We start from the raw sequence: 19,483 nt of genomic DNA, 5'->3' as shown, positions 1-19,483 counted from the left end.
CCTCTGGATGCGGTAGTTCGTGATACCAACTACCGCATCCAGAGGACGAAACGCGGGGAGTCAGATCCGCGCGAGGGTGTCCAAAAGGGACACGGCGCGCGCGATGTCCTCGGTGAGCGGCCGGTCCTCGACGCTGGGATCGAGCACCGCCGCGGCCGCCTCGTAGGCGTCCCGAGCGGGGAGGGAGACGAGGTCCGCCTTCCGCATCCGCAGCGCCCGGACGGCCGCGACCAGCTCGCACGCCAGCACCTGCTGGTACGCCGAGCCCGCCGCGGTCGCCGCCCGCGCGGCCTGGGTGGAGAAGCTCGCGTGGTCCTCGATCCCGCGTGAGACGACGGCGGTGCCCAGCGTCGCCGGGAGCGCGGCCTGTCGCAGTTCGGTGAGCGCGTCGTGCGCGACGTACTCCAGGATCATCACGCCCGAGCTGCCCGACGGCCCGGCCGCGAGGAACGGCCGCAGCCCGGTGAACTCCGGCTCCACCAGGTCGCCCAGCCGGGCCACCGACAGCTCGGCGACCTGGTGGACGGTCGCGCGCACCTGGTCGAGCGCGGTCGAGACGTACGCGGTGTGGAAATGCGCGTGGTGGTAGGCGTCCTGGTGCACCGTGGAGATCATCGGGTTCTCGGTGCTGGCGTTGATCTCCACCGCGAGCACGTCGCGCAGGTAGTGGATCGCGTCGAGCGCGGGCCCCTGCACCTGCGGGAAGGCGCGGAGGCCGAACGGGTCCTGGATCCGCCTGCCGGGTTTGGGCGTGCCCTCCATCCCGAGCAGCCGCCGCATCTCCGCCGCGCACGCGACCTGCCCGGCGTGCGGACGTGCCTCGTGGACGGGGGTCGCGTAGGCCTCCGGGTTTCCGTCGAGTGCGATGTAGGTGAGCGCGGCGACGACGTGACTCGCCCGCGTCAGGGTGTCGAGCCGCATCGCCGCGAGGGTCGCTTCGGCCAGCGTCGCGGCGTTGCTGCTCATGAACGCGAGCGCGTCACCGGCCCGCACGGGCACCGGAGGCACGCTGCCCGCCAGCCACGGCCGTTCGCCGGTGAGGGCGAGCGCGGTCTCCGCGAGCGGCGCGAGGTCGCCGGTGCCGATCGCGCCCAGCCGGTGCACCAGCGGCAGCGCGCCGGTCCGCACGGCGGTGGCCAGCGCCCCGATCAGCTCGGGGCTGAGCCCCGAACGTCCGGCCAGCAGCTGGTTGAGCCGGATGAGCATCATCGCCCTGGTCTGGCCGGGGGACATGACGTCGCCGCTGCCACCCGCGTGACTGCGCAGCAGCCGCAGCCCGTGATCCGGCGATTCGCCCTCGCCGACCGGGTCCTCCTTGTTGGCGCCGACGCCGGTGGTGCGGCCGTAGACGATGCGGCGCGTGCTCAGCTCGTCGGCGAGTTTCCACGCGCTTTCCGCGCCGCGCAGTGCGGCGATCGACACGTCAATGCCCAGCGGACCCTCAGTGCCTGCGGCGGTCACGACGTCCGCGCAGCGCAGGGTCCGGCCGTCCACCCGGATCACGGCGGCCTCCTTTCACGACCGCCCCACTATGAACGCCTTCAGGCCGAGGGCGGCTGCCAGGGCGGCCGGTTGCCCCAGTCCCACTTCGGCATGGGCTCGGGGACGGTGACCTCGCGGCCCGGTCGCGAGAACATCACCGCGAGCCTGCTGCCCCATTCGACGTACGCGGCGAACGCGGAGCGGAACTCCGGATCGGCGGGCAGCCCGGCCTCGTCGGCGGCGTCGAAGAGCAGGTTCACCCAGCGGCGGCGCTGCTCTTCGGTGATGGCGCGGCCGAGATGCCGCCCGACCATGTGCCGGTGGCCGCCGTGGTCGCGGCTGTAGGTCTCCGGGCCGCCGAACACCTCGGCGAACCAGACCGCGACGTGCTCGGGATGGCCGGGGTCCATGTCGCGGAAGACCGGTTCGAGCAACGGATCCTTCAGCACGTGGCCGTAGAAGACGGTGGTCAGCCGTCGCAAGGCGGCCAGCCCGCCCGCCCATTCGTACAACGTCGGCGTCTCGGTCACGTAGGGTCCTCCCAGCGGCGCTGATCTTCCGGTCCGGCAAGGCAATCACCCCGGATCGCTCGGGACAACCGCTTACTTTTCGGTGCGTGCCAACGGGAGTGACGATGAAGCGGTACCGCTGCGCGGTCGAGCTCGCGGTCGACGTCATCGGCGGCAAGTGGAAGCCGGTGATCCTGTCGCATCTGAAGGAGGGGGTGCACCGGTACGGCGAACTCCGGCGCCGGATGCCGGGCGTAAGCGAGAAGATGCTGATCCAGCACCTGCGCGAACTGGAGGCGGACGGCCTCGTGCTCCGGGAGAGCCGGGAGGGGCGGGTTCCGCACGTCGAGTACCGGCTCACCGAGGAGGGGGAGCGGTTACGCCCCGCACTCGAGGCGCTCTACGACTGGGGGACCCGGCGCGGGGCGGACCGCGGGATCACGTTCGAGCCGTTACCGATTCACTGACTGCCGACGTCCCGCTATGGCGGGGCAGCCCGGCTGGTGGGCCTGGGCCAGCTCAGCGAGGCTTTCGGCATATTCCCGTCGGAGAATGTTCGAAAATGTCCATCCGAAAGTCTTGGTCTGAACCATTGACGGTGTGGTCTAGTCCACTTAACTTGTGCGTGTCCCGCCGCAGTCCTCTCGTCACCGCTGGTGACCGGGAAGGGAGAACGCATGTCCCGTTTGAACAGGTTCACCGCGATCGCGGGTGCCGCGGCCGTCGCGCTGGGCGCGCTGGCCGTCGCGGCGCCGGCGCGGCAGGCGGCAGCCGAGCCGGAAGCGACGGCGGCCTCGGTCGGCAAGGTACTCGGGTACTTCGCCGAATGGGGCGTCTACCAGCGGAACTACCAGGTGAAGAACATCGACACCTCGGGTTCGGCGAACAAGCTGACGCATATCAACTACTCGTTCGGCAACGTGACGAACGGTGGCTGCGCGATCGGTGACGCGGAGGCGGCGACCAGCAAGTTCTACGACGCCGCGGGCAGTGTGGACGGCGTCGCCGACAGCTGGGACACCGGTGCGCTGCGCGGGAACTTCAACCAGCTGAAGAAGCTCAAGGCCAAGTACCCGGACCTCAAGGTGCTGTGGTCCTTCGGCGGCTGGACCTGGTCCGGCGGCTTCGGCGAGGCGGCGAAGAACCCCGCCAAGTTCGCGGAGTCCTGCTACAACCTGGTCAACGACCCGCGCTGGGCCGGTGTCTTCGACGGCATCGACATCGACTGGGAGTACCCGAACGCCTGCGGTCTCTCGTGTGACACCAGCGGACCGGCCGCGATCAAGAACCTCGCGCAGGCGCTGCGGGAGAAGTTCGGCTCGAAGCTGGTCACCGCCGCGATCACCGCGGACGGCACCGACGGCGGAAAGATCGACGCGGCGGACTACGGCGGCGCGTCGCAGTACTTCGACTGGTACAACGTCATGACCTACGACTACTTCGGCGCCTGGGCCGCGCAGGGCCCGACCGCCCCGCATTCGCCGCTGACCGGCTACGACGGCATCCCGACCGCCGGCTTCCACTCCGACGCCGCGATCCAGAAGCTGAAGAGCAAGGGCGTCCCGGCGAACAAACTGTTGCTGGGCATCGGTTTCTACGGCCGCGGCTGGACCGGCGTCACCCAGGAGGCCCCGGGCGGCACCGCGACCGGTCCGGCGGCGGGCACCGAGCCGGGCATCCAGGACTACAAGGTCCTGAAGAACACCTGCCCGGCCACCGGCACCGTCGCGGGCACGGCCTACGCGAAATGCGGCAGCGACTGGTGGAGCTACGACACCCCCGCGACCATCGGCGGCAAGGTCACCTACGCCAAGACCCAGGGGCTCGGCGGCGCCTTCTTCTGGGAGCTGTCCGGTGACACCACCGACGGCGAGCTGATCACCGCGCTGGCCAAGTAAGGCCTCTCCGACGGAAGCGCGTGAAGGCCCCCTTCACGCGCTTCCGTCGGTGGTGAGGATTACGGTCACTACATGGGTTTCGAGGGTTTCGGCGAGTACGCCATCGACTTCTACGACGGTCTCGAGGCGGACAACTCCAAGTCCTATTGGGACGCGAACCTCGCCACCTACAAGGCCGACGTCCGCGCCCCGATGGAGGCGCTGCTCGCCGAGCTGGTGCCGGAGTTCGGCGACGGCTTCGGCGAGGGCAAGGTGTTCCGCCCGTACCGCGACGTCCGGTTCGCCAAGGACAAGACGCCGTACAAGACCCACTGCGGCGCGGTGATCGAACAGGGCCGCGCCGGCGGCGCGTACTACGTCGAGGTCGGCCCGGCCGGGCTGCGGGTCGGCGGCGGCTGCTTCCACTTCGAGTCCGATCAGCTCGCCCGTTTCCGCAAGGCCGTCGACACCGAACTGCGCGGCGCCGAGCTGGCCAAGATCCTCGCGAAGCTGGAGAAGGCCGGCTGGGAGATCAAGGGGGACAGGCTCAAGTCGAAGCCGCGCGGCTTCGCCGAGGACCATCCCCGCATCGACCTGCTGAAGTACCGCTCCGTGTACGCCGTCCGCGGCTGGGAACCGGACGACGTCCTGCACGAACGCGGCGCCCTCGACCGGGTGCGGAAGGCGTGGCGGCAGGTCCGCGCGTTCAACGAGTGGGCGCGGGACCGGGTCGGGCCGAGCGAGAAGCCGCGACGATAACCACCGAACCCTGATCGACGGTTGTCCGTCGCCCAGGTCAACTGACACTTTTCTTGAACTTTCGGTATCGGTACAGACGTATCCGCGATGAGGGACTACGCTGTGCGAACGTGAGCCGACGCGCGAAGATCGTTTGTACCCTGGGCCCCGCGACCGCTACGCCGGAGAAGATGCGGCAACTCGTCGACGCCGGGATGGACGTCGCGAGGATGAACTTCAGCCACGGGACGCACAGCGACCACAAGCAGGTCTACGACCTCATCCGCACCGCCGCCGCCGAATCGGGCCGCGCGGTGGGCATCCTCGCCGACCTCCAGGGGCCGAAGATCCGTCTCGGCACCTTCGCCGGCGGCCCGGTCGAGTGGCACAACGGCGACATCGTGCGCATCACCGTCGAGGACGTCGCGGGCACGCACGACCGCGTCTCGACCACCTACAAGGGACTCGCCGACGACGCGAAGCCCGGCGACCGTCTCCTCGTGGACGACGGCAAGGTCGGCCTCGTGGTCAAGGAGGTCGAGGGCCCGGACGTCGTCTGCGAGGTCACCGAAGGCGGCCCCGTCAGCAACAACAAGGGCGTCTCCCTGCCGGGTATGGACGTCTCCGTGCCGGCGCTGTCCGAAAAGGACATCGAAGACCTCGAGTTCGCGCTCGAACTCGGCGTGGACTTCATCGCGCTCTCGTTCGTCCGCTCGCCCGCCGACATCGACCTGGTCCACCAGGTGATGGACCGCGTCGGCAAGGGACGCCTCCCGGTCGTCGCGAAGATCGAGAAGCCCGAAGCGGTCTACAACCTCGAAGCCATCGTGCTGGCCTTCGACGCGGTGATGATCGCCCGCGGTGACCTCGGCGTGGAGCTCCCGCTGGAGCAGGTCCCGCTGGTGCAGAAGCGCACCATCCAGATCGCCCGCGAGAACGCGAAGCCGGTCATCGTCGCGACGCAGATGCTCGAGTCGATGATCAACAGCTCCCGCCCGACCCGCGCCGAGGCCTCGGACGTCGCCAACGCGGTGCTCGACGGCGCGGACGCGCTCATGCTCTCGGGTGAGACCAGCGTCGGCCGCTACGCCATCGAGGTGGTCCAGACCATGGGCCGGATCATCGAGGCCGTCGAGACCGACTCGCCGGTCGTGCCGCCGCTGTCGCACGTCCCGCGCACCAAGCGCGGCGTCATCTCCTACGCGGCCCGCGACATCGGCGAGCGGCTGAACGCCAAGGCGCTGGTCGCCTTCACCCAGTCCGGTGACACCGTCCGGCGGCTCGCGCGGCTGCACACGCGGCTGCCGCTGCTGGCGTTCACGCCGGAGGAGAGCGTCCGCAGCCAGCTCGCGATGACCTGGGGCACCACGACGCGGATCGTGCCGAAGGTGGGCTCCACCGACCAGATGATCCAGCAGGTCGACCACGCGATGCTCGAAATGGGCAAGTACGCCAAGGGTGACCTGGTGGTCATCGTGGCCGGTTCCCCGCCCGGGACCGTCGGCTCGACCAACCTCATCCGCGTGCACCGCCTCGGCGAGGACGACCACGCCTGACGCCGGTCTCCGCGAAAGTCCGTGAAGGCCTCCTTCCCTACCGTCAGCGTAGGGAAGGAGGCCTTCACTAAGTCTCGGCCCGAGATCGCCACTCTGGCTCACCGGTACCGTCCCAGGTGTCCCGAAGGTGGCCTTCGCGACAAACGTCCCGCCTCGCCAGGGTCCAGGGCACCCGCACGGCCTAAAGTCCATGACATGACTGAGATGGCCAGGGAAGCCGCGGCCGGTTTCGACAACGCCGGCGGGACGGGCGGGCAGCCCGTGCTCGACCGGCTGGTCGCGCTGCTGGACTTGGAGAAGATCGAAGAGAACATCTTCCGCGGCGTCTCGCCCGCGCATTCGCCGGTGCGGGTGTTCGGCGGGCAGGTCGCGGGGCAGGCGCTGGTCGCCGCCGGCCGCACGGTGCCCGAGGAGCGGAAGGTCCACTCGCTGCACGCGTACTTCATCCGCGGCGGCGACCCGAGCGTCCCGATCGTCTACGAGGTCGACCGCATCCGAGACGGCCGCTCGTTCACCACGCGCCGCGTCGTGGGCATCCAGCACGGCAAGGCGATCTTCTCCCTGTCCGCCTCGTTCCAGAAGGACGAGGGCGGCATCGAGCACTCCGAGGCCATGCCGGACGTCCCCGACCCCGAGTCGCTCCCGACGCTGCAGGAGCGGGCCGAGGGGTACTTCATGGGCCATCTCGACCGGCCGCGCCCGATCGACCTGCGCTACGTCAACGACCCGCCGTGGGTGACCAGGAAGTCGGGCGACCGGCCCGCCAGGAACCAGGTCTGGATGCGGGCCGACGGCAAGCTCCCGGATCAGCAGCTGCTGCACGTCTGTGTGCTGACCTACGCCTCCGACATGACCCTTCTGGACTCGGTCCTCGCGCGCCACGGCGTCTACTGGGATCTCGACAAGGTGCTCGGCGCGAGCCTCGACCACGCGCTCTGGTTCCACCGCCCGTTCCGGGCCGATGAGTGGTTCCTCTACGACAGCGCTTCGCCGACCGCGTCGGGTGCCCGGGGGCTGGCGACCGGCCGGTTCTTCGCCGCGGACGGAACGCATATCGCCACCGTCGTCCAGGAAGGCCTTCTGCGAGTCGTGTGACGTTCCGCAGTCGAGATCCAGCCTTGTCCACCCTTTAGAGGGAATGGCGAAACGCATTAACATCTGGAGCCAGAGCATTACGGAATGCGGGCATAAAGGGAGGGCCGGAACCGATCGGGGGACGGCTCCGGCCCTGCACCGGGGGTGAATCCGGCTTCGACGGGTATCCTTCCGAAAGCCCATCGGTGCAGCTCGCGGCCCCGCGCCCGTGCCGCGAGCGGATCCGCTGCCGCCGGTGAGGGCGGGCGTACCGCGTTGCACAATGCTCAACCTACAACGGCAATCTGCAAATTGCAGGATGAAAATCGACGCGTGGGTGAAAATGGTCGTGTGACCATCTCACCGAATGTGTCTCGGGCTGGTTAGATGTGCTTCGTGCGGGGCATAGAACATTGTTCTCCTCGCCGTGTCGCGATCGTTGGAGCTCGGACAGCTTGTGGAGGTGCCGTGATGACGAGGGGTCAGGGACCCACCGTGCGCCGCCGGCGGCTGGCGAGCGAGCTGAGGCGGTTGCGCGAGGCGGCCGACCTCACCATCGACGAGGTGAGCGAGAAGCTCGAATGCTCGGCGTCGAAGGTCAGCCGTATCGAGACTGGGCACGTCGGCGTCACCCCGCGCGACGCGCGCGACATGCTCGAGCTGTACGGCATCGCGGGCGACGAGCAGGAGGCGCTCGTCCAGCTGGCGAGGGAAGCCCGCAAACGCGGCTGGTGGCATGCGTATAACGAGGTGTTCACCGGCACGTTCGTCGGCTTGGAGGCGGACGCGAGTTCGCTGCGGGCGTTCCAGGCGCTGCTGGTGCCGGGCCTGTTGCAGACCGAGCGGTACGCCAGGGCCGTGATCAGGGCGATGCGGCCCGACGCGGAGGACGCCGAGATCAGGCGCCGGGTGGCGGCGAGGATGGCGCGGCAGGAACTGCTGACCGATCCCTCGCCACCGGAGTACTGGGCCGTCATCGACGAAGCGGTCCTGCACCGCGTGGTCGACGGGCCCGAGGTCATGGCGGAACAGCTGTACCGGATGGTCACGATGGCGGGGAGGGCGAACGTGACCGTCCAGATCGTGCCGTTCGGCGCGGGTGCCCATCCCGGGATGGAGGGTCCGTTCCTCATCATGGGCTTCCCCGAACTGGCCGACACCGACGTGGTCTACGTCGACAGCACCTCCAGCGGGCTCTACCTGGAGGAACCCCCGGACGTCCGGCGATACGCGTTGATGTTCGACCATCTGCGTGCCGCCGCGTTGAAGCCGGACGACTCGGTCGAGGTGATCGCCGAGGCCGCCGGGAGGTTCGCCGAACAGGCGGCCCTTCCGGAAAGTCACTGGAAACAAGTAAGGAGTGGGGAGCATGACGCCCAACGATGACCTTTCCCAGGCCCGGTGGTTCAAGAGCAGCCACAGCGGTGGCGGCAACGACTGTGTCGAGGTCGCCTTCACCGGTTCCGGTGCCGCGCTGAGGGACTCCAAGGACCCTGAGGGAGGTGCCTTCCGCCTCTCCCCGCAGGCTTGGCGGGGGCTGCTCGGCGCTGTGCGCGCGAGTGGCCCGGATCACGGCTAGAGACCATCGAACTCGACCCCTTACGCCCCCCGAGCAGGGGATGGGCCGGCGTAAGGGGTCGAATCACGTCCGGGTGTAGGTGATCACCCGATGCCTCAGGGCACCCCTCAGGACGAATCTCGTCACTACCAACAAGGCAGTGAGTTCCTAAGGGGAAAAGAATGAACACGAACGACGCTCTGCTCACCGGCGTACTGGCCGAGGTCGAGTACCGGCGCGAAGAGCTGCAGCGAGCGGGCCGCAGCGTATGGGTCGACCGGGCCCGCCGGGCGGGCAAGCGGATGCGCGCGCAGCGTGCCGAAGTCCGGGTGCCCGCCCAGGAGCGCCGCGAGGTCCGGCAGGCGCCCGCCCGCAGCGGCGACGTCACCCGGTAGAGGTCGAGTGCGATGAAGCTCTCGGCGAAAACACAGGCGAAGTTGTCGGTCCGGTAGGCAAGAATGCACCTCGTGCCCCGTCTTGGCTCCGGAATCCCGATCGTCGCCCGCACTCAGGAGATGCGGCAGCTCCGCGCCGCCTTCGCCCGTGCAGAACGGGGCGAGGCCGGCGCGGTGCTGCTCTCCGGTGATGCCGGCGTCGGCAAGACCCGCCTCCTGACCGCGCTCGGCGAGTACGCCGCCGGCGCGGGCGCCCTGGTGCTCACCGGGCGCTGTATCGACGTCCATGAGGGCGGTCTCCCTTATCTTCCGTTCGCCGAGGCGCTGGCGCCGCTGGCGATGACGTCCGATCCCGCGGTCACCGCCGCGGTCCGGGCCCGGCCGGCGCTGGGCAGGCTGCTCCCGCAGATGCAGCAGGCGGAGGACTACCCCGCCATCGAAGACGGTCAGCTCACCGCGAGCGAACGCGTGTCGACGCAACGGCTCGGTCCCGAACAGGACCTCGGCCAGCTCCAGCTGTTCGACGCGGTACTGGGGGTGCTGACCGTCATCGCGCAGCGCCGGCCCGTGGTGATCCTCCTGGAGGATCTGCACTGGGCCGACGGCTCCACCCGGAACCTCCTGTCCTTCCTCCTGACCAGGCTGCGCACCCAGCGGTTGCTGGTGGTGGCGAGCTATCGCGAGGAGGACGTCCACCGGCGGCATCCGCTCCGGGCGGTGCTGTCCGAGGTGGTGCGGCTGGGCGCGGTCGAACGCGTCGAGGTCAGGCCGTTCGGCGCCGAGGACGCGCGCGCGTTCGTCGAGGCGCTGGCCGACGAGCCGATCGGCCAGGACCTGATCGCCGACATCGTCGCCCGGTCCGAAGGCAATCCGTTCTTCGTCGAGGAGCTGCTCGCGTCCGCGAAGGACTGCCGCGAGCTCCCCGCCGGACTGGCCGAAGTACTCCTCGCCAGGGTGGAGCAGCTCTCCCAGATCACGCGCCGGGTGCTGCGCGTGGTCTCGGTCGCGAAGGACGCGGTGGCGCACGCCGCGCTCGCCGAGATCTCCGGGCTGGACGAGCTCGAACTCGACGAGGCGCTGCGCGAGGCCGTGCAACATCACGTGCTGGTGATCGAGAACGGTTTCTACACCTTCCGCCACGCGCTGCTGCAGGAAGCGGTGTACGGCGACCTGCTGCCGGGGGAGCGGGTGCGCATGCACGCGGCATACGCGGCCCGCATCCGCGACCGGGCACAAGGCCGCGGCCAGGACGCGCGGCTCGCGCACCACAGCATGGAGAGCAAGGACTTCGTCACCGCGCTGGCCGCGTTGCTGCGCGCGATGGAGGAGGCGGAGAAGCTGGGCGCGCCCGGTTCCGCGCTGCGGCACGTCGAGCAGGCACTGTCCATTTGGGACGCCGTACCCGCGGCGGACCGGCCGCCGGGCGTCGACGAGCTCCGTCTCCTGCACGAGGCGTCGTATTTCGCGAGCACGTCGGGGGAGCCGGAGCGCGCGGTGGCCTACTCGCGGTCCGCGACCGAGGCGCTCGGCCCGGACACCGGCAACGAGCGGGCCGCCAAGGTCTGGCGGCGGCACGCGGAAGCACTGCTTTCGGTCGACGGCACGATCGACGAGGTCGTCGTGGCGATCGACAAGGCCTGGAAGCTGGTCGAGCACACCGAGGCGAGTGCCGCGCGGGCCTGGGTGCTCGCCACCCGCGCCGGGATCCTGCGGCTGATCGACAGGCACGACGAGGCGCTGCAGTGCGCGCTGGCCGCGGTCGCCGACGCCAGGGCCGTCGGCGCGGGCGGGGCGGAGGCGGCGGCGCTGGTCTCGCTCGGGACGCTGGCCGATTCGGCGGGCGACGTCGAGGAGGCGCGGGAGCGGCTGCGCGAGGCCGAGCGGAAGGCCAGGGATTCCGGCGCGCTCAACGGCGAGCTACGGGCTCTGCACTTCCTCGGGCTGAGCTACGACGACCGGGCCGAGATCCGGTCCGCGCTGAAGTACTACGCCAAGGGCATCAAGCGGGCCAAGGAGACCGGGCTGACCTGGAGCTCGTTCGGTATCGAGCTGCGGACCAAGCACCTCACGCTGCGGTACGTCAGCGGCGATTGGCCGGAAGACGACGACGCCGGCCGCGCGGGCCGCGGTGTTTCGAGTGTCGTCGCGGGGCGGTTCCTGAGCATCTGGGCGCAGTTCGTCGTCGGCAGGGGCCGGTTCGCGGACGCGGACAAGATCCTGCCGAGCCTGCGGCAGCACTGGAGCGCGGACTACTCGATCGCGCTCGCGTCGGCCGACGCCGCGATCCAGCTCGCGTCGTGGCGAGGGGACCACGCGGGCGCGGTGCGGCAGGCGCACGAGCTGATCGACTGGCTCGAAGAGGTCGAACCCGCCGTGCTCGGCGGGATCCGGATCAGCGTGCACGGTCTCACGGCGGCCGTCGCGCAGGCGGCCGAAGCACGGGTACGCGGTGATCTGGCGACGGTCGAGGCCGCGGTGGAATCGGGCGAGAAGTTCCTCGCCCACGGCCGCCACTGCGCCGAACACGGCATCCCGCGTTCGGTGACGCTGGGGCCGGAAGCGCTGGCGTGGCTCGCCCGGCTGGAGGCGCTCGGCAGCTGCCTTCGTGGCGCGGGGGATCCGGCGCTGTGGGCGAAGGCGGTCGAGGCGTTCGGGTACGGCGCGGTGTACGAGCAGGCCATGTGCCGTCTGCAGCACGCGAAGTCCCTGCTGGCTTCGGACGGCGACACCGCGCTCGCCGCGTCGGAGCTGCTGGCCGCGCACGCGGTGGCCGACCGGCTGGGCGCTTGCCCGCTGCGCGAAGCCGTCCGCGAGCTCAGCCACCGGGCGCGTGTCGAGCTGCCAGGGGAGGCCGTGGCGCCGCGTCGTGACGTCGTGGATCCGCTCACCGATCGGGAACGCGACGTGCTGGAGCGCGTCGCGCTCGGCCGGACCAACCGGCAGGTCGGCGAAGAGCTGTACATCAGCGAGAAGACGGTGAGCGTCCACCTTTCGCGCGTGATGGCGAAACTCGGCGCGAGCCGCCGGGCCGAGGCCGTCGCGATCGCCTACGACCGGGGCCTGCTGGCCGCGCCCACCTCGTCCTCCTGACCGCGTTTCGTCCTCTGGACGCGGTCCTTGCGCGTGCAAGTACCGCATCCAGAGGACGAAACGCGTGGGTCAGCGGCGCGGGAGGCGGCGGAGCGCCTTGAGACCGGCGCTCAGGCCTCGCGCCCAGAGCTTCGGCGGGATTCCGCGGCCGGGGCGCAGCGGCATCCCGCGCTGCACCGCGATCGCCTGCGCCTCGGTGTACTTGAGCAGGCCTTCGGAGCCGTTGCGCCGCCCGACGCCGGACTCCTTCATCCCGCCCATCGGCAGCCCCACGGTCCCGAAGGTCGCCGCGAAGCCTTCGTTGACGTTGACGGTCCCGGCCTTCAGCCGCGCCGCGACCTCCCAGCCCGCCCGGCCGTTGCGCGACCACACGCTCGCGTTCAGCCCGAACTTCGTGTCGTTGGCGCGCTCGATCGCGTCGGTGACGTCGGTGTAGCCGTAGATCGACACGACCGGCCCGAACGTCTCCTCCGCGAACAGCTTGACGTCCTCGGAGACGTCGGTGAGCACGGTCGGCTCGTAGAACAGCGGGCCGAGGTCGGGCCGGGCCTTACCGCCGGTGAGCACTTTCGCGCCCTTGGACCGGGCGTCCTCGACGTGCGCCGACACCGTCTCCAGCTGGGCCTCGGAGGTCAAAGACCCCATCTGCGCCTGGTAGTCCAGGGCGCCGCCGAGCCGCAGCGCGGCGGTCTTGGCGACGAAGGCGCGAGTGAACTCCTCGCGGATCGACTCGTGGACGTAGATGCGCTCGACCGAGACGCACAGCTGCCCGGCGGAGGAGAAGCACGCGGTCACCGCGCCGGTCGCGGTCTTGGCGATATCCGCGTCGGGCAGCACGATCATCGGATTCTTGCCGCCGAGTTCGAGCGAATAGCTCGTCAGCCGCTCCGCCACCTTCGCGGCGAGACCCTTGCCCGTGGGCGTGGATCCGGTGAAGCAGAGATAGTCCGACTCCTCGACGAGCGCGTCGCCGATCTGCGAGCCGCGGCCGAGCACGATCTGCCAGATACCGGCGGGCAGCCCGGCTTCCTCGGCGACCTCCTGCAGCCACAGCGCCGAGAGCGCGGTCTGGTTGTCCGGCTTCTGCACGACGGCGTTGCCCGCCGCGAGCGCGGGCAGGACATCCATCGCGGTCAGCGCGAGCGGGTAGTTCCACGGCGAGATGATCCCGACGACGCCCTTGGGGTGCCGGATCTCGCCGACCTTCGTCAGCACTGGGATGAGCCCGGCGGCGCGACGCGGGGAGAGGATCTTCGCGCTGTGCTTGCCGTAGTAGGCGGCGACGAGGGCGGTGGCGCTGACCTCGTCGAAGGCGTCCATCCGCGCCTTGCCCGCCTCGATCTGCACGAGGTCGAGCGCCTCTTCCTGCCGCTTCAGCACCAGGTCGTGCAGGCGGATCAGGATGCGCTGGCGGTCTTCGACCGGCCGCTCGGCCCACGCGCGCTGAGCTTCACGCGCCTGGTCGAACACGGCGCGGACGTCGGCGTCGGTGGCTTGGGGCAGGGTCGCGATCGGCTGCCCGGTGAAGGGCGCGCGCATCTGGACCGGCGCGGAATCCGCCCCGCCCACGACCCGCCGCACGAGCCGTTCCGCCCTGGCCGCGGCCGGGGCGCCGGGGACGTCGCCGATGGTGGCCGGTCCTTCGGTGTGGTGGCCCGCGCTCGCCGGTGTCGTGCTCGTCATGCCGTCTCCGTTCCATGCCGCGCGGAGCCGGGGAGCGCCACGCAGAGCCCAGGTGTTACCGACGAGTACAGCATACTGCCGGTATGGAGACTGTCCACCGCTGATGTGAATCAGTTTCACGTATTGCCCGGCTGGGGCGGGTTGTCGGGGGAGGGCCGGAGGATGTCCTGCTGCTGCAACGCGGAGCCCGCGGGCGGGGTCGGCGGCGACGGCGGCTCGTGGGCCTGCTGGAAGTGCTGCGGAGGAACGCCGGGCGGGTAAGGGGTGTAGGCGACCGGGTAAGGGGCCTGCCGGGGTGGCGCCGGCTCACGACGGTTGGCCACGACCGCCAGCCCGATCGTGAGCAACGCCACGAGCCCGCCGGCGAGCAGGATCCAGAATCCGCTCCCCGTCCCATAACGCGAGACGAACCGGCCGGTGTCCTGTCCGAAGCTCAGGCTCGCCGAGATGTCCATGCCGAGCATCCAGACGCAGGCCGCGGTCCCCGCCCCGCCCGCGATGAGCAGCGTCCTCGACGTCGTCGCGGCGGGTGAACCCGAATTGCGCTGGTACGCGGCGAAACCCACCGCGGCCCCGGCGAACAGGGTCAGCGCGGCGGCGGACAGCGGGATGCCGTAGCGGGCGACATGCGTCTTGTCGTAGAACTCCTTCTCCTCCGCCGACGGTTCGATGTCGAAGGTCCGCGTCCAGCCGGTCTCGGCGAATTTCGACACCGTCTTGCCGTCGGAGATCTGCTCGTACGTCGACTGCGGGAGAAAAGTCGCGATGAGGACCAGGAGACCGGCGAAAACCCCCATCATCGCGGCGAAAAGGCGAGGGAGCCGCACGTCGGACGGCGGGCGCGGGGCGGCGGCGGGCGGTATTGCGCCGAACGGGCCAGTCGGTTGGTACGGCTGCTGCTGCGGCGCGTTCATGGTCGACTCCTCCGCCGGTTCTGTTGTCCAGCAAGGAATTCCACCACGGATCGGCCGACGGGATAAGTGTCAGCTGTGCTCTGGTCAAGGGCTTTCGCGCGTGCTACGCGGAGCTGTCCTCGTACAACATCACCGCGACGCGTTTCCATTCGTCGAGCAATTGGCGCCGCCGCTTCGGATCGCCGCCGAGTTCGGCGTCCAGCGCCAGCCCGCGCGTGAGGTTCACGGTCAGCCAGAAGAGGATCTCCGCGCGTTCCTTCGGCAGGTCGCCGGCGACCGCGGTGATGTGCTCCAGGGTCGAACGGCCCAGCGCCCGGTCGACCGGGCGGATCGCCGCCCGGAGTTCGGGATCGGTGCGCGCCGCGACCCACAGTTCCGTGGCCGCCGTGGACAGCGTGCCGGAGTAGCCCTCCCACAGCAGGTCGATCGCCGCCGCGACACCCGACGCGCCGCCGGGGAGCGCCGTGATCGACGCCGCGAGGCGCCCGCGCAGTTTCTCCGTCAGATGTTCGACGGCGGCGGCCATGAGCTCGGCCTTCGCGGAGAAGTGGTGCTGTACGGCGCCCTTCGAGACGCCGGCGCGGGCACAGATCTCCTGGACCGAGGTGCGCGCGTAGCCGAGGTCGACCAGGCAGTCGATGGTCGCGTCGAGCAGGGCGGTGCGGGTCTGCTCCCGGCGCTCGGCCTGAGTGCGGTGGGTCTTGCCGAGCACGCTCACCGGATCCTGCCCCCTTTACGTGCAGCTCGGTACGGATGTACATTCCGGATGGAACTTACATTCTAAGCGTCATGTTTTCCAGGTCCGATCAGGAGGCGTTGGCCGTGCCCTTGCAGATCCAGAAGAGTTCGTGGAGCACGACGGAGCTCGAAGACCTCCGGGACCTCGCCCGGACCTTCTGCCAGAAGGAACTCGTGCCGAACCAGGAACGCTGGGCGGCCGAGAAGAAGGTCGACCGCGAGCTGTGGACGAAGGCGGGCGAAGTCGGCCTGCTGGCCCTGTCCATCCCGGAGGAGTACGGCGGTGGCGGCGGCACGTTCGCCCACGAGGCCGTGCTCTACGAAGAGCAGGCCCGCTCCGGCGACAGCGCGTGGGGTGTCACCGTCCACAATGGAATCGTCGCGCACTACATCCTCGAGTACGCGAACGAAGAGCAGAAGAAGGCGTGGCTGCCGAAGTTCGCCTCCGGCGAGATGGTCGGCGCCGTCGCGATGACCGAACCCGGCACCGGTTCGGACCTGCAGAACATCAAGACCCGCGCGGTCCGCGACGGCGACCACTACGTGATCAACGGCGCGAAGACGTTCATCACCAACGGTTTCCACGCCGACCTCGTCGTGGTCGCGGTGAAGACCGACCCCGACGCCGGCGCGCAGGGTGTCTCGCTGATCGCCGTCGAGACCGACACCCCGGGCTTCAGCCGCGGTCGCGTCCTCGACAAGATCGGCCTCAAGGGCCAGGACACCGCGGAGCTGAACTTCGACGACGTCCGCGTCCCCGCCGCCAACCTCCTCGGCGCCCAGGAAGGCCTCGGCTTCATCCAGCTGATGCAGCAGCTTCCGCAGGAACGGCTGATCATCGCCGTCACCGCGGTCGCCGGGATGGAGGCCGCGATCGACCAGACCATCGCCTACACCAAGGACCGCCAGGCGTTCGGCCGCCCGGTCTACAACTTCCAGAACACGAAGTTCAAGCTCGCCGAGGCGGCGACCGAGGCCGCGGTGTCGCGCGCGTTCCTCGACCAGTGCATCGAACGGCACCTGCGCAAGGAACTCGACGTGCAGGGCGCGGCGATGGCGAAGCTGTGGACCACCGAACGGGTCAACAAGGTCGTCGACGACTGCCTGCAGCTCTTCGGCGGCTACGGCTACATGACCGAGTACCCGATCGCGCGCGCGTGGGCCGACATCCGGATCTCCCGCATCTTCGGCGGCACCAGCGAGATCATGAAGGAAATCATCTCCCGCACGCTGTAGCGGAACCGTTGGCGCAGAAAGGAAAGACGTGGCGAAAAAGGCCGGCCCGCTCAGCGGGCTCAAGGTCGTCGAACTGGCCGGGCTCGCCCCGGCGCCGTTCGCCTGCACGATCCTCGCCGATCTCGGCGCGGAGGTCGTCCGGATCGACCGGGCGACACCGGGCAACGACGTCATCGGGTTCCCGAACGATCCGCTCGCCCGCGGCAGGCGGTCGATCGGGATCAACACCAAGACCCCCGAGGGCGTCGAACTGGTGCTGAAACTCGCCGACGACGCCGACGTGCTCATCGAGGGTTTCCGTCCCGGCGTCGCCGAGCGGATGGGCATCGGGCCGGAACAGGTCCACGCCCGCAACCCGCGGCTGGTCTACGGCCGGATGACCGGCTACGGCCAGGACGGCCCGCTGGCGACCGTCGCCGGGCACGACATCAACTACATCGGCATCTCCGGCGCGCTCGAACCCATCGGGCACGCCGGGCAGCGGCCGGTGGTGCCGCTCAACCTCGTCGGTGACTTCGGCGGCGGCGGCCTGCTGCTCGCGATGGGCGTGCTGGCGGCGCTGTTCGAACGCCAGACGTCCGGCAAGGGACAGGTGGTGGACGCGTCCATGGTGGACGGCGCCGCGCTGCTCACCACCAGCCTGCACGGGCTGCTGGACTCCGGGCTGTGGTCCGGTGGGCGCGGCGAGAACATGCTCGACGGCGGCGCGCCGTTCTACGACACCTACGAGACCGCCGACGGCAAATACGTCGCCATCGGCGCGATCGAGATGCGGTTCTGGGGCGACCTGGTGAAGGTGCTCGGCCTCGACCCCGAGGAGACCCCGGTCCACGTCGACAAGAACGAGTGGCCGAAGCTGCGCAAGATCGTCGCCGAAGCCGTCGCGAAGCACACTCGCGACGAGCTGGTCGCGAAGGCCGAGGGCACCGACGCGTGCCTGACGGCGGTGCTCTCCCCGAAGGAGGCGCCGTCGCATCCGCACAACGTCGCGCGCAAGACCTTCGTCGACGTCGGCGGCATGCTGCAGCCCGCGCCGGCGCCGAGGTTCGACCGCACGCCGGCCGAGACGCCGGAACCGCCGCGGCCCAAGGGCGGCGACACCGCCGAGGTCCTCGCCGAACTCGGCGTGGACGCCGACGGGATCGAACGGCTCCGGGCCGCCGGGACGATCGCCTAAAGGTGCTCCGGGTCGGGGCCCAGGTCGGACCGCAGCACCGAATAGAGGATGTGGTCGCGCCAGGCCCCGTCCCGGAACCCGTAGCCGCGCAGCACACCCTCCCGGGTGAAGCCCGCCTTCGTCAGGGAGCGCTGCTCGGCGAGGTTGCCCGCCTCTGTCGACGCCTCGACCCGGTTCATCTGCGTATGCGCGAAGAGGTAGCGGACCAGCAGCCGCTGAGCCTCGGTCCCGTAGCCGTGTCCGCGTGCCTCGGGGATGAGCACGAGCCCGGCGTTCCAGCAGTACGACGTCGAGCCGGTCCTGGTCTTGTGCCAGGACACGAAACCGAGTCGCTGCCCGTCGAGCTCGATCATCAGCATCCCGTTGTCCGCCGCGAGCATGCCGGTCTCGGCCCAGCGGCGGCGCAGGAAGTGCGGGTCGTGCCAGCCGTGCCACTCGAACGGGCCCGCGGCCCGCGGATCGTTCGTGAGCGCTTCGAGCATCGGCAGGTCGTCTTCGGACACCGGTCTGAGCGCGACTCCGGTTTCTGTCATTCGACAGACATTAGGACGGATCGCTCTCGAAGCTGCCGTGACGCCCCGCGCCGTCACTGAACCGCCCGGCGCCTTCGACGGCCTCCTCGGCGAGCCCGCCGTCGATCAGCGCGTTCGAGAACTCGGCGCGCAGCGCCTCTTCTTCGGTGAGCCCGTACTGGCCGTACGCGGATTTGCGATCCGCGCGCAGGCACGCCTGGGGGAACGCGGCCAGTTCGCGTGCCAGCGCTTGCGCGGCCGCCAGTGCCTCGCCGTCGGGCACGACCCGGTTCGCAAGCCCGATCGCGAGCGCCTCGTCGGCGTCGACCGGCCTGCCGGTGAGGATCAGGTCCATCGCCCGCGAATGCCCGATCAGGCGAGGGAGGCGCACCGTGCCGCCGTCGATCAGCGGCACGCCCCAGCGCCGGCAGAACACGCCGAACACGGCCGTGGTGTCGGCGACCCGCAGGTCGCACCACAGCGCCAGCTCCAGGCCGCCCGCGACGGCGTGCCCGCGGACCGCGGCGATCACCGGCTTCGACAGGGCCATGCGCGAGGGGCCCATCGGCCCGTCACCCGCCGGGCTGAGCGAGTTGGAGCGGCCGGTGCCGATGGCCTTCAGATCGGCTCCGGCGCAGAAGGCGTCACCCGAACCGGTGAGGACGGCGACCGCGGCTTCCTCGTCCGTGTCGAAGGCGCGGAACGCGTCGGCGAGAGCGTTCGCGGTCGGCCCGTCCACGGCGTTGCGCGACCCGGGGCGGTTCAGCGTGATCGTCGTCACCGGACCGTCGCGGTGGACGAGGACGTTTTCGCTCATCGATCGCTCCCTCTGGGAATCCGGGTGGGCAACAGGGCCCGGTTCTCCTTAAAGTGGTGACAAAGTCCGCAGTGCGCGCGGAGTCATCGTCTGGACACTACGGTGTGATGGGATGGAGCCATGTCGC

Annotated in this window: 18 protein-coding genes; 11 read left to right on the top strand and 7 right to left on the bottom strand. The window is 69.9% G+C overall.

Annotation, left to right across the window (positions count from 1 at the left end):
- Window positions 1-60: 60 nt before the first annotated feature.
- Together ACXIZN_RS20260 and ACXIZN_RS20255 are read right to left on the bottom strand one after the other, a co-directional pair.
- Window positions 61-1,503 carry an aromatic amino acid ammonia-lyase gene (locus ACXIZN_RS20260; RefSeq protein WP_457956235.1) on the bottom strand — a complete coding sequence of 481 codons (1,443 nt, stop codon included), beginning with the start codon at window positions 1,501-1,503 and terminating at the stop codon, window positions 61-63.
- A 38-nt stretch (window positions 1,504-1,541) separates the two neighbouring features.
- Window positions 1,542-2,012 carry a group II truncated hemoglobin gene (locus ACXIZN_RS20255; protein ID WP_457956233.1) on the bottom strand — a complete coding sequence of 157 codons (471 nt, stop codon included), beginning with the start codon at window positions 2,010-2,012 and terminating at the stop codon, window positions 1,542-1,544.
- Between the two features lie 104 nt (window positions 2,013-2,116).
- Between ACXIZN_RS20255 and ACXIZN_RS20250 the strand changes: the two genes are divergently transcribed.
- The 9 genes from ACXIZN_RS20250 to ACXIZN_RS20210 all read left to right on the top strand — a co-directional run bounded on the left by ACXIZN_RS20250 (window position 2,117) and on the right by ACXIZN_RS20210 (window position 12,279).
- A complete protein-coding gene (locus ACXIZN_RS20250) occupies window positions 2,117-2,458 on the top strand; it encodes a winged helix-turn-helix transcriptional regulator (protein ID WP_457956232.1) in 342 nt (113 codons plus the stop codon).
- 210 nt (window positions 2,459-2,668) lie between these two features.
- Complete coding sequence (locus ACXIZN_RS20245; RefSeq protein WP_457956230.1) at window positions 2,669-3,889, top strand: glycoside hydrolase family 18 protein; 1,221 nt, start codon at window positions 2,669-2,671, stop codon at window positions 3,887-3,889.
- Window positions 3,890-3,961: 72 nt separating this feature from the next.
- Window positions 3,962-4,627, top strand: coding sequence for a DUF2461 domain-containing protein (locus tag ACXIZN_RS20240; protein ID WP_457956229.1), 666 nt, complete (start codon window positions 3,962-3,964; stop codon window positions 4,625-4,627).
- 110 nt (window positions 4,628-4,737) lie between these two features.
- Window positions 4,738-6,162 (top strand): pyruvate kinase, encoded by a 1,425-nt coding sequence (pyk, locus tag ACXIZN_RS20235; RefSeq protein WP_457956228.1) that lies wholly within the window; start codon window positions 4,738-4,740, stop codon window positions 6,160-6,162.
- A gap of 195 nt (window positions 6,163-6,357) precedes the next feature.
- Window positions 6,358-7,257, top strand: coding sequence for an acyl-CoA thioesterase (locus ACXIZN_RS20230; RefSeq protein WP_192745501.1), 900 nt, complete (start codon window positions 6,358-6,360; stop codon window positions 7,255-7,257).
- 450 nt (window positions 7,258-7,707) lie between these two features.
- On the top strand, window positions 7,708-8,622 hold the full coding sequence (locus ACXIZN_RS20225; RefSeq protein WP_126734853.1) for a helix-turn-helix domain-containing protein: 915 nt from the start codon (window positions 7,708-7,710) through the stop codon (window positions 8,620-8,622).
- Window positions 8,606-8,815, top strand: a complete 210-nt coding sequence (locus ACXIZN_RS20220) for a DUF397 domain-containing protein (protein ID WP_125688181.1) — start codon at window positions 8,606-8,608, stop codon at window positions 8,813-8,815. The genes ACXIZN_RS20225 and ACXIZN_RS20220 overlap by 17 nt, the downstream gene beginning before the upstream one ends.
- Window positions 8,816-8,976: 161 nt before the next feature.
- A complete protein-coding gene (locus tag ACXIZN_RS20215; RefSeq protein ID WP_257487991.1) occupies window positions 8,977-9,189 on the top strand; it encodes a hypothetical protein in 213 nt (70 codons plus the stop codon).
- Window positions 9,190-9,252: 63 nt separating this feature from the next.
- Complete coding sequence (locus ACXIZN_RS20210) at window positions 9,253-12,279, top strand: helix-turn-helix transcriptional regulator (RefSeq protein ID WP_457956226.1); 3,027 nt, start codon at window positions 9,253-9,255, stop codon at window positions 12,277-12,279.
- Window positions 12,280-12,348: 69 nt separating this feature from the next.
- On the opposite strand, the gene ACXIZN_RS20205 is transcribed toward ACXIZN_RS20210, so the two are convergent.
- From ACXIZN_RS20205 to ACXIZN_RS20195, 3 genes are all read right to left on the bottom strand, one after another.
- A complete protein-coding gene (locus ACXIZN_RS20205) occupies window positions 12,349-13,962 on the bottom strand; it encodes a succinic semialdehyde dehydrogenase (RefSeq protein ID WP_457956225.1) in 1,614 nt (537 codons plus the stop codon).
- 116 nt (window positions 13,963-14,078) lie between these two features.
- Window positions 14,079-14,876: a hypothetical protein gene (locus ACXIZN_RS20200; protein WP_457956223.1), complete on the bottom strand. Its 798-nt coding sequence runs from the start codon at window positions 14,874-14,876 to the stop codon at window positions 14,079-14,081.
- 103 nt (window positions 14,877-14,979) lie between these two features.
- Complete coding sequence (locus ACXIZN_RS20195; protein ID WP_457956221.1) at window positions 14,980-15,594, bottom strand: TetR/AcrR family transcriptional regulator; 615 nt, start codon at window positions 15,592-15,594, stop codon at window positions 14,980-14,982.
- A gap of 104 nt (window positions 15,595-15,698) precedes the next feature.
- Between ACXIZN_RS20195 and ACXIZN_RS20190 the strand changes: the two genes are divergently transcribed.
- Both ACXIZN_RS20190 and ACXIZN_RS20185 read left to right on the top strand, forming a co-directional pair.
- Window positions 15,699-16,850, top strand: coding sequence for an acyl-CoA dehydrogenase family protein (locus ACXIZN_RS20190; protein ID WP_126734982.1), 1,152 nt, complete (start codon window positions 15,699-15,701; stop codon window positions 16,848-16,850).
- Between the two features lie 28 nt (window positions 16,851-16,878).
- Complete coding sequence (locus ACXIZN_RS20185) at window positions 16,879-18,027, top strand: CaiB/BaiF CoA transferase family protein (protein WP_037343411.1); 1,149 nt, start codon at window positions 16,879-16,881, stop codon at window positions 18,025-18,027.
- Here the strand turns inward: ACXIZN_RS20185 and ACXIZN_RS20180 are convergent.
- Both ACXIZN_RS20180 and ACXIZN_RS20175 read right to left on the bottom strand, forming a co-directional pair.
- Window positions 18,024-18,560: a GNAT family N-acetyltransferase gene (locus ACXIZN_RS20180; protein ID WP_457956219.1), complete on the bottom strand. Its 537-nt coding sequence runs from the start codon at window positions 18,558-18,560 to the stop codon at window positions 18,024-18,026. The genes ACXIZN_RS20185 and ACXIZN_RS20180 overlap by 4 nt on opposite strands.
- Before the next feature lie 10 nt (window positions 18,561-18,570).
- Entirely contained in the window at window positions 18,571-19,356 is a 786-nt protein-coding gene (locus ACXIZN_RS20175; RefSeq protein WP_457956218.1) for a crotonase/enoyl-CoA hydratase family protein, read from the bottom strand.
- Between the last annotated feature and the right edge of the window lie 127 nt (window positions 19,357-19,483).

The sequence above is a fragment of the Amycolatopsis sp. TRM77291 genome, from assembly GCF_054166285.1.
Note: the sequence above shows the minus strand (reverse complement) of the source record. Positions and strands in the feature narration are given on the sequence as shown.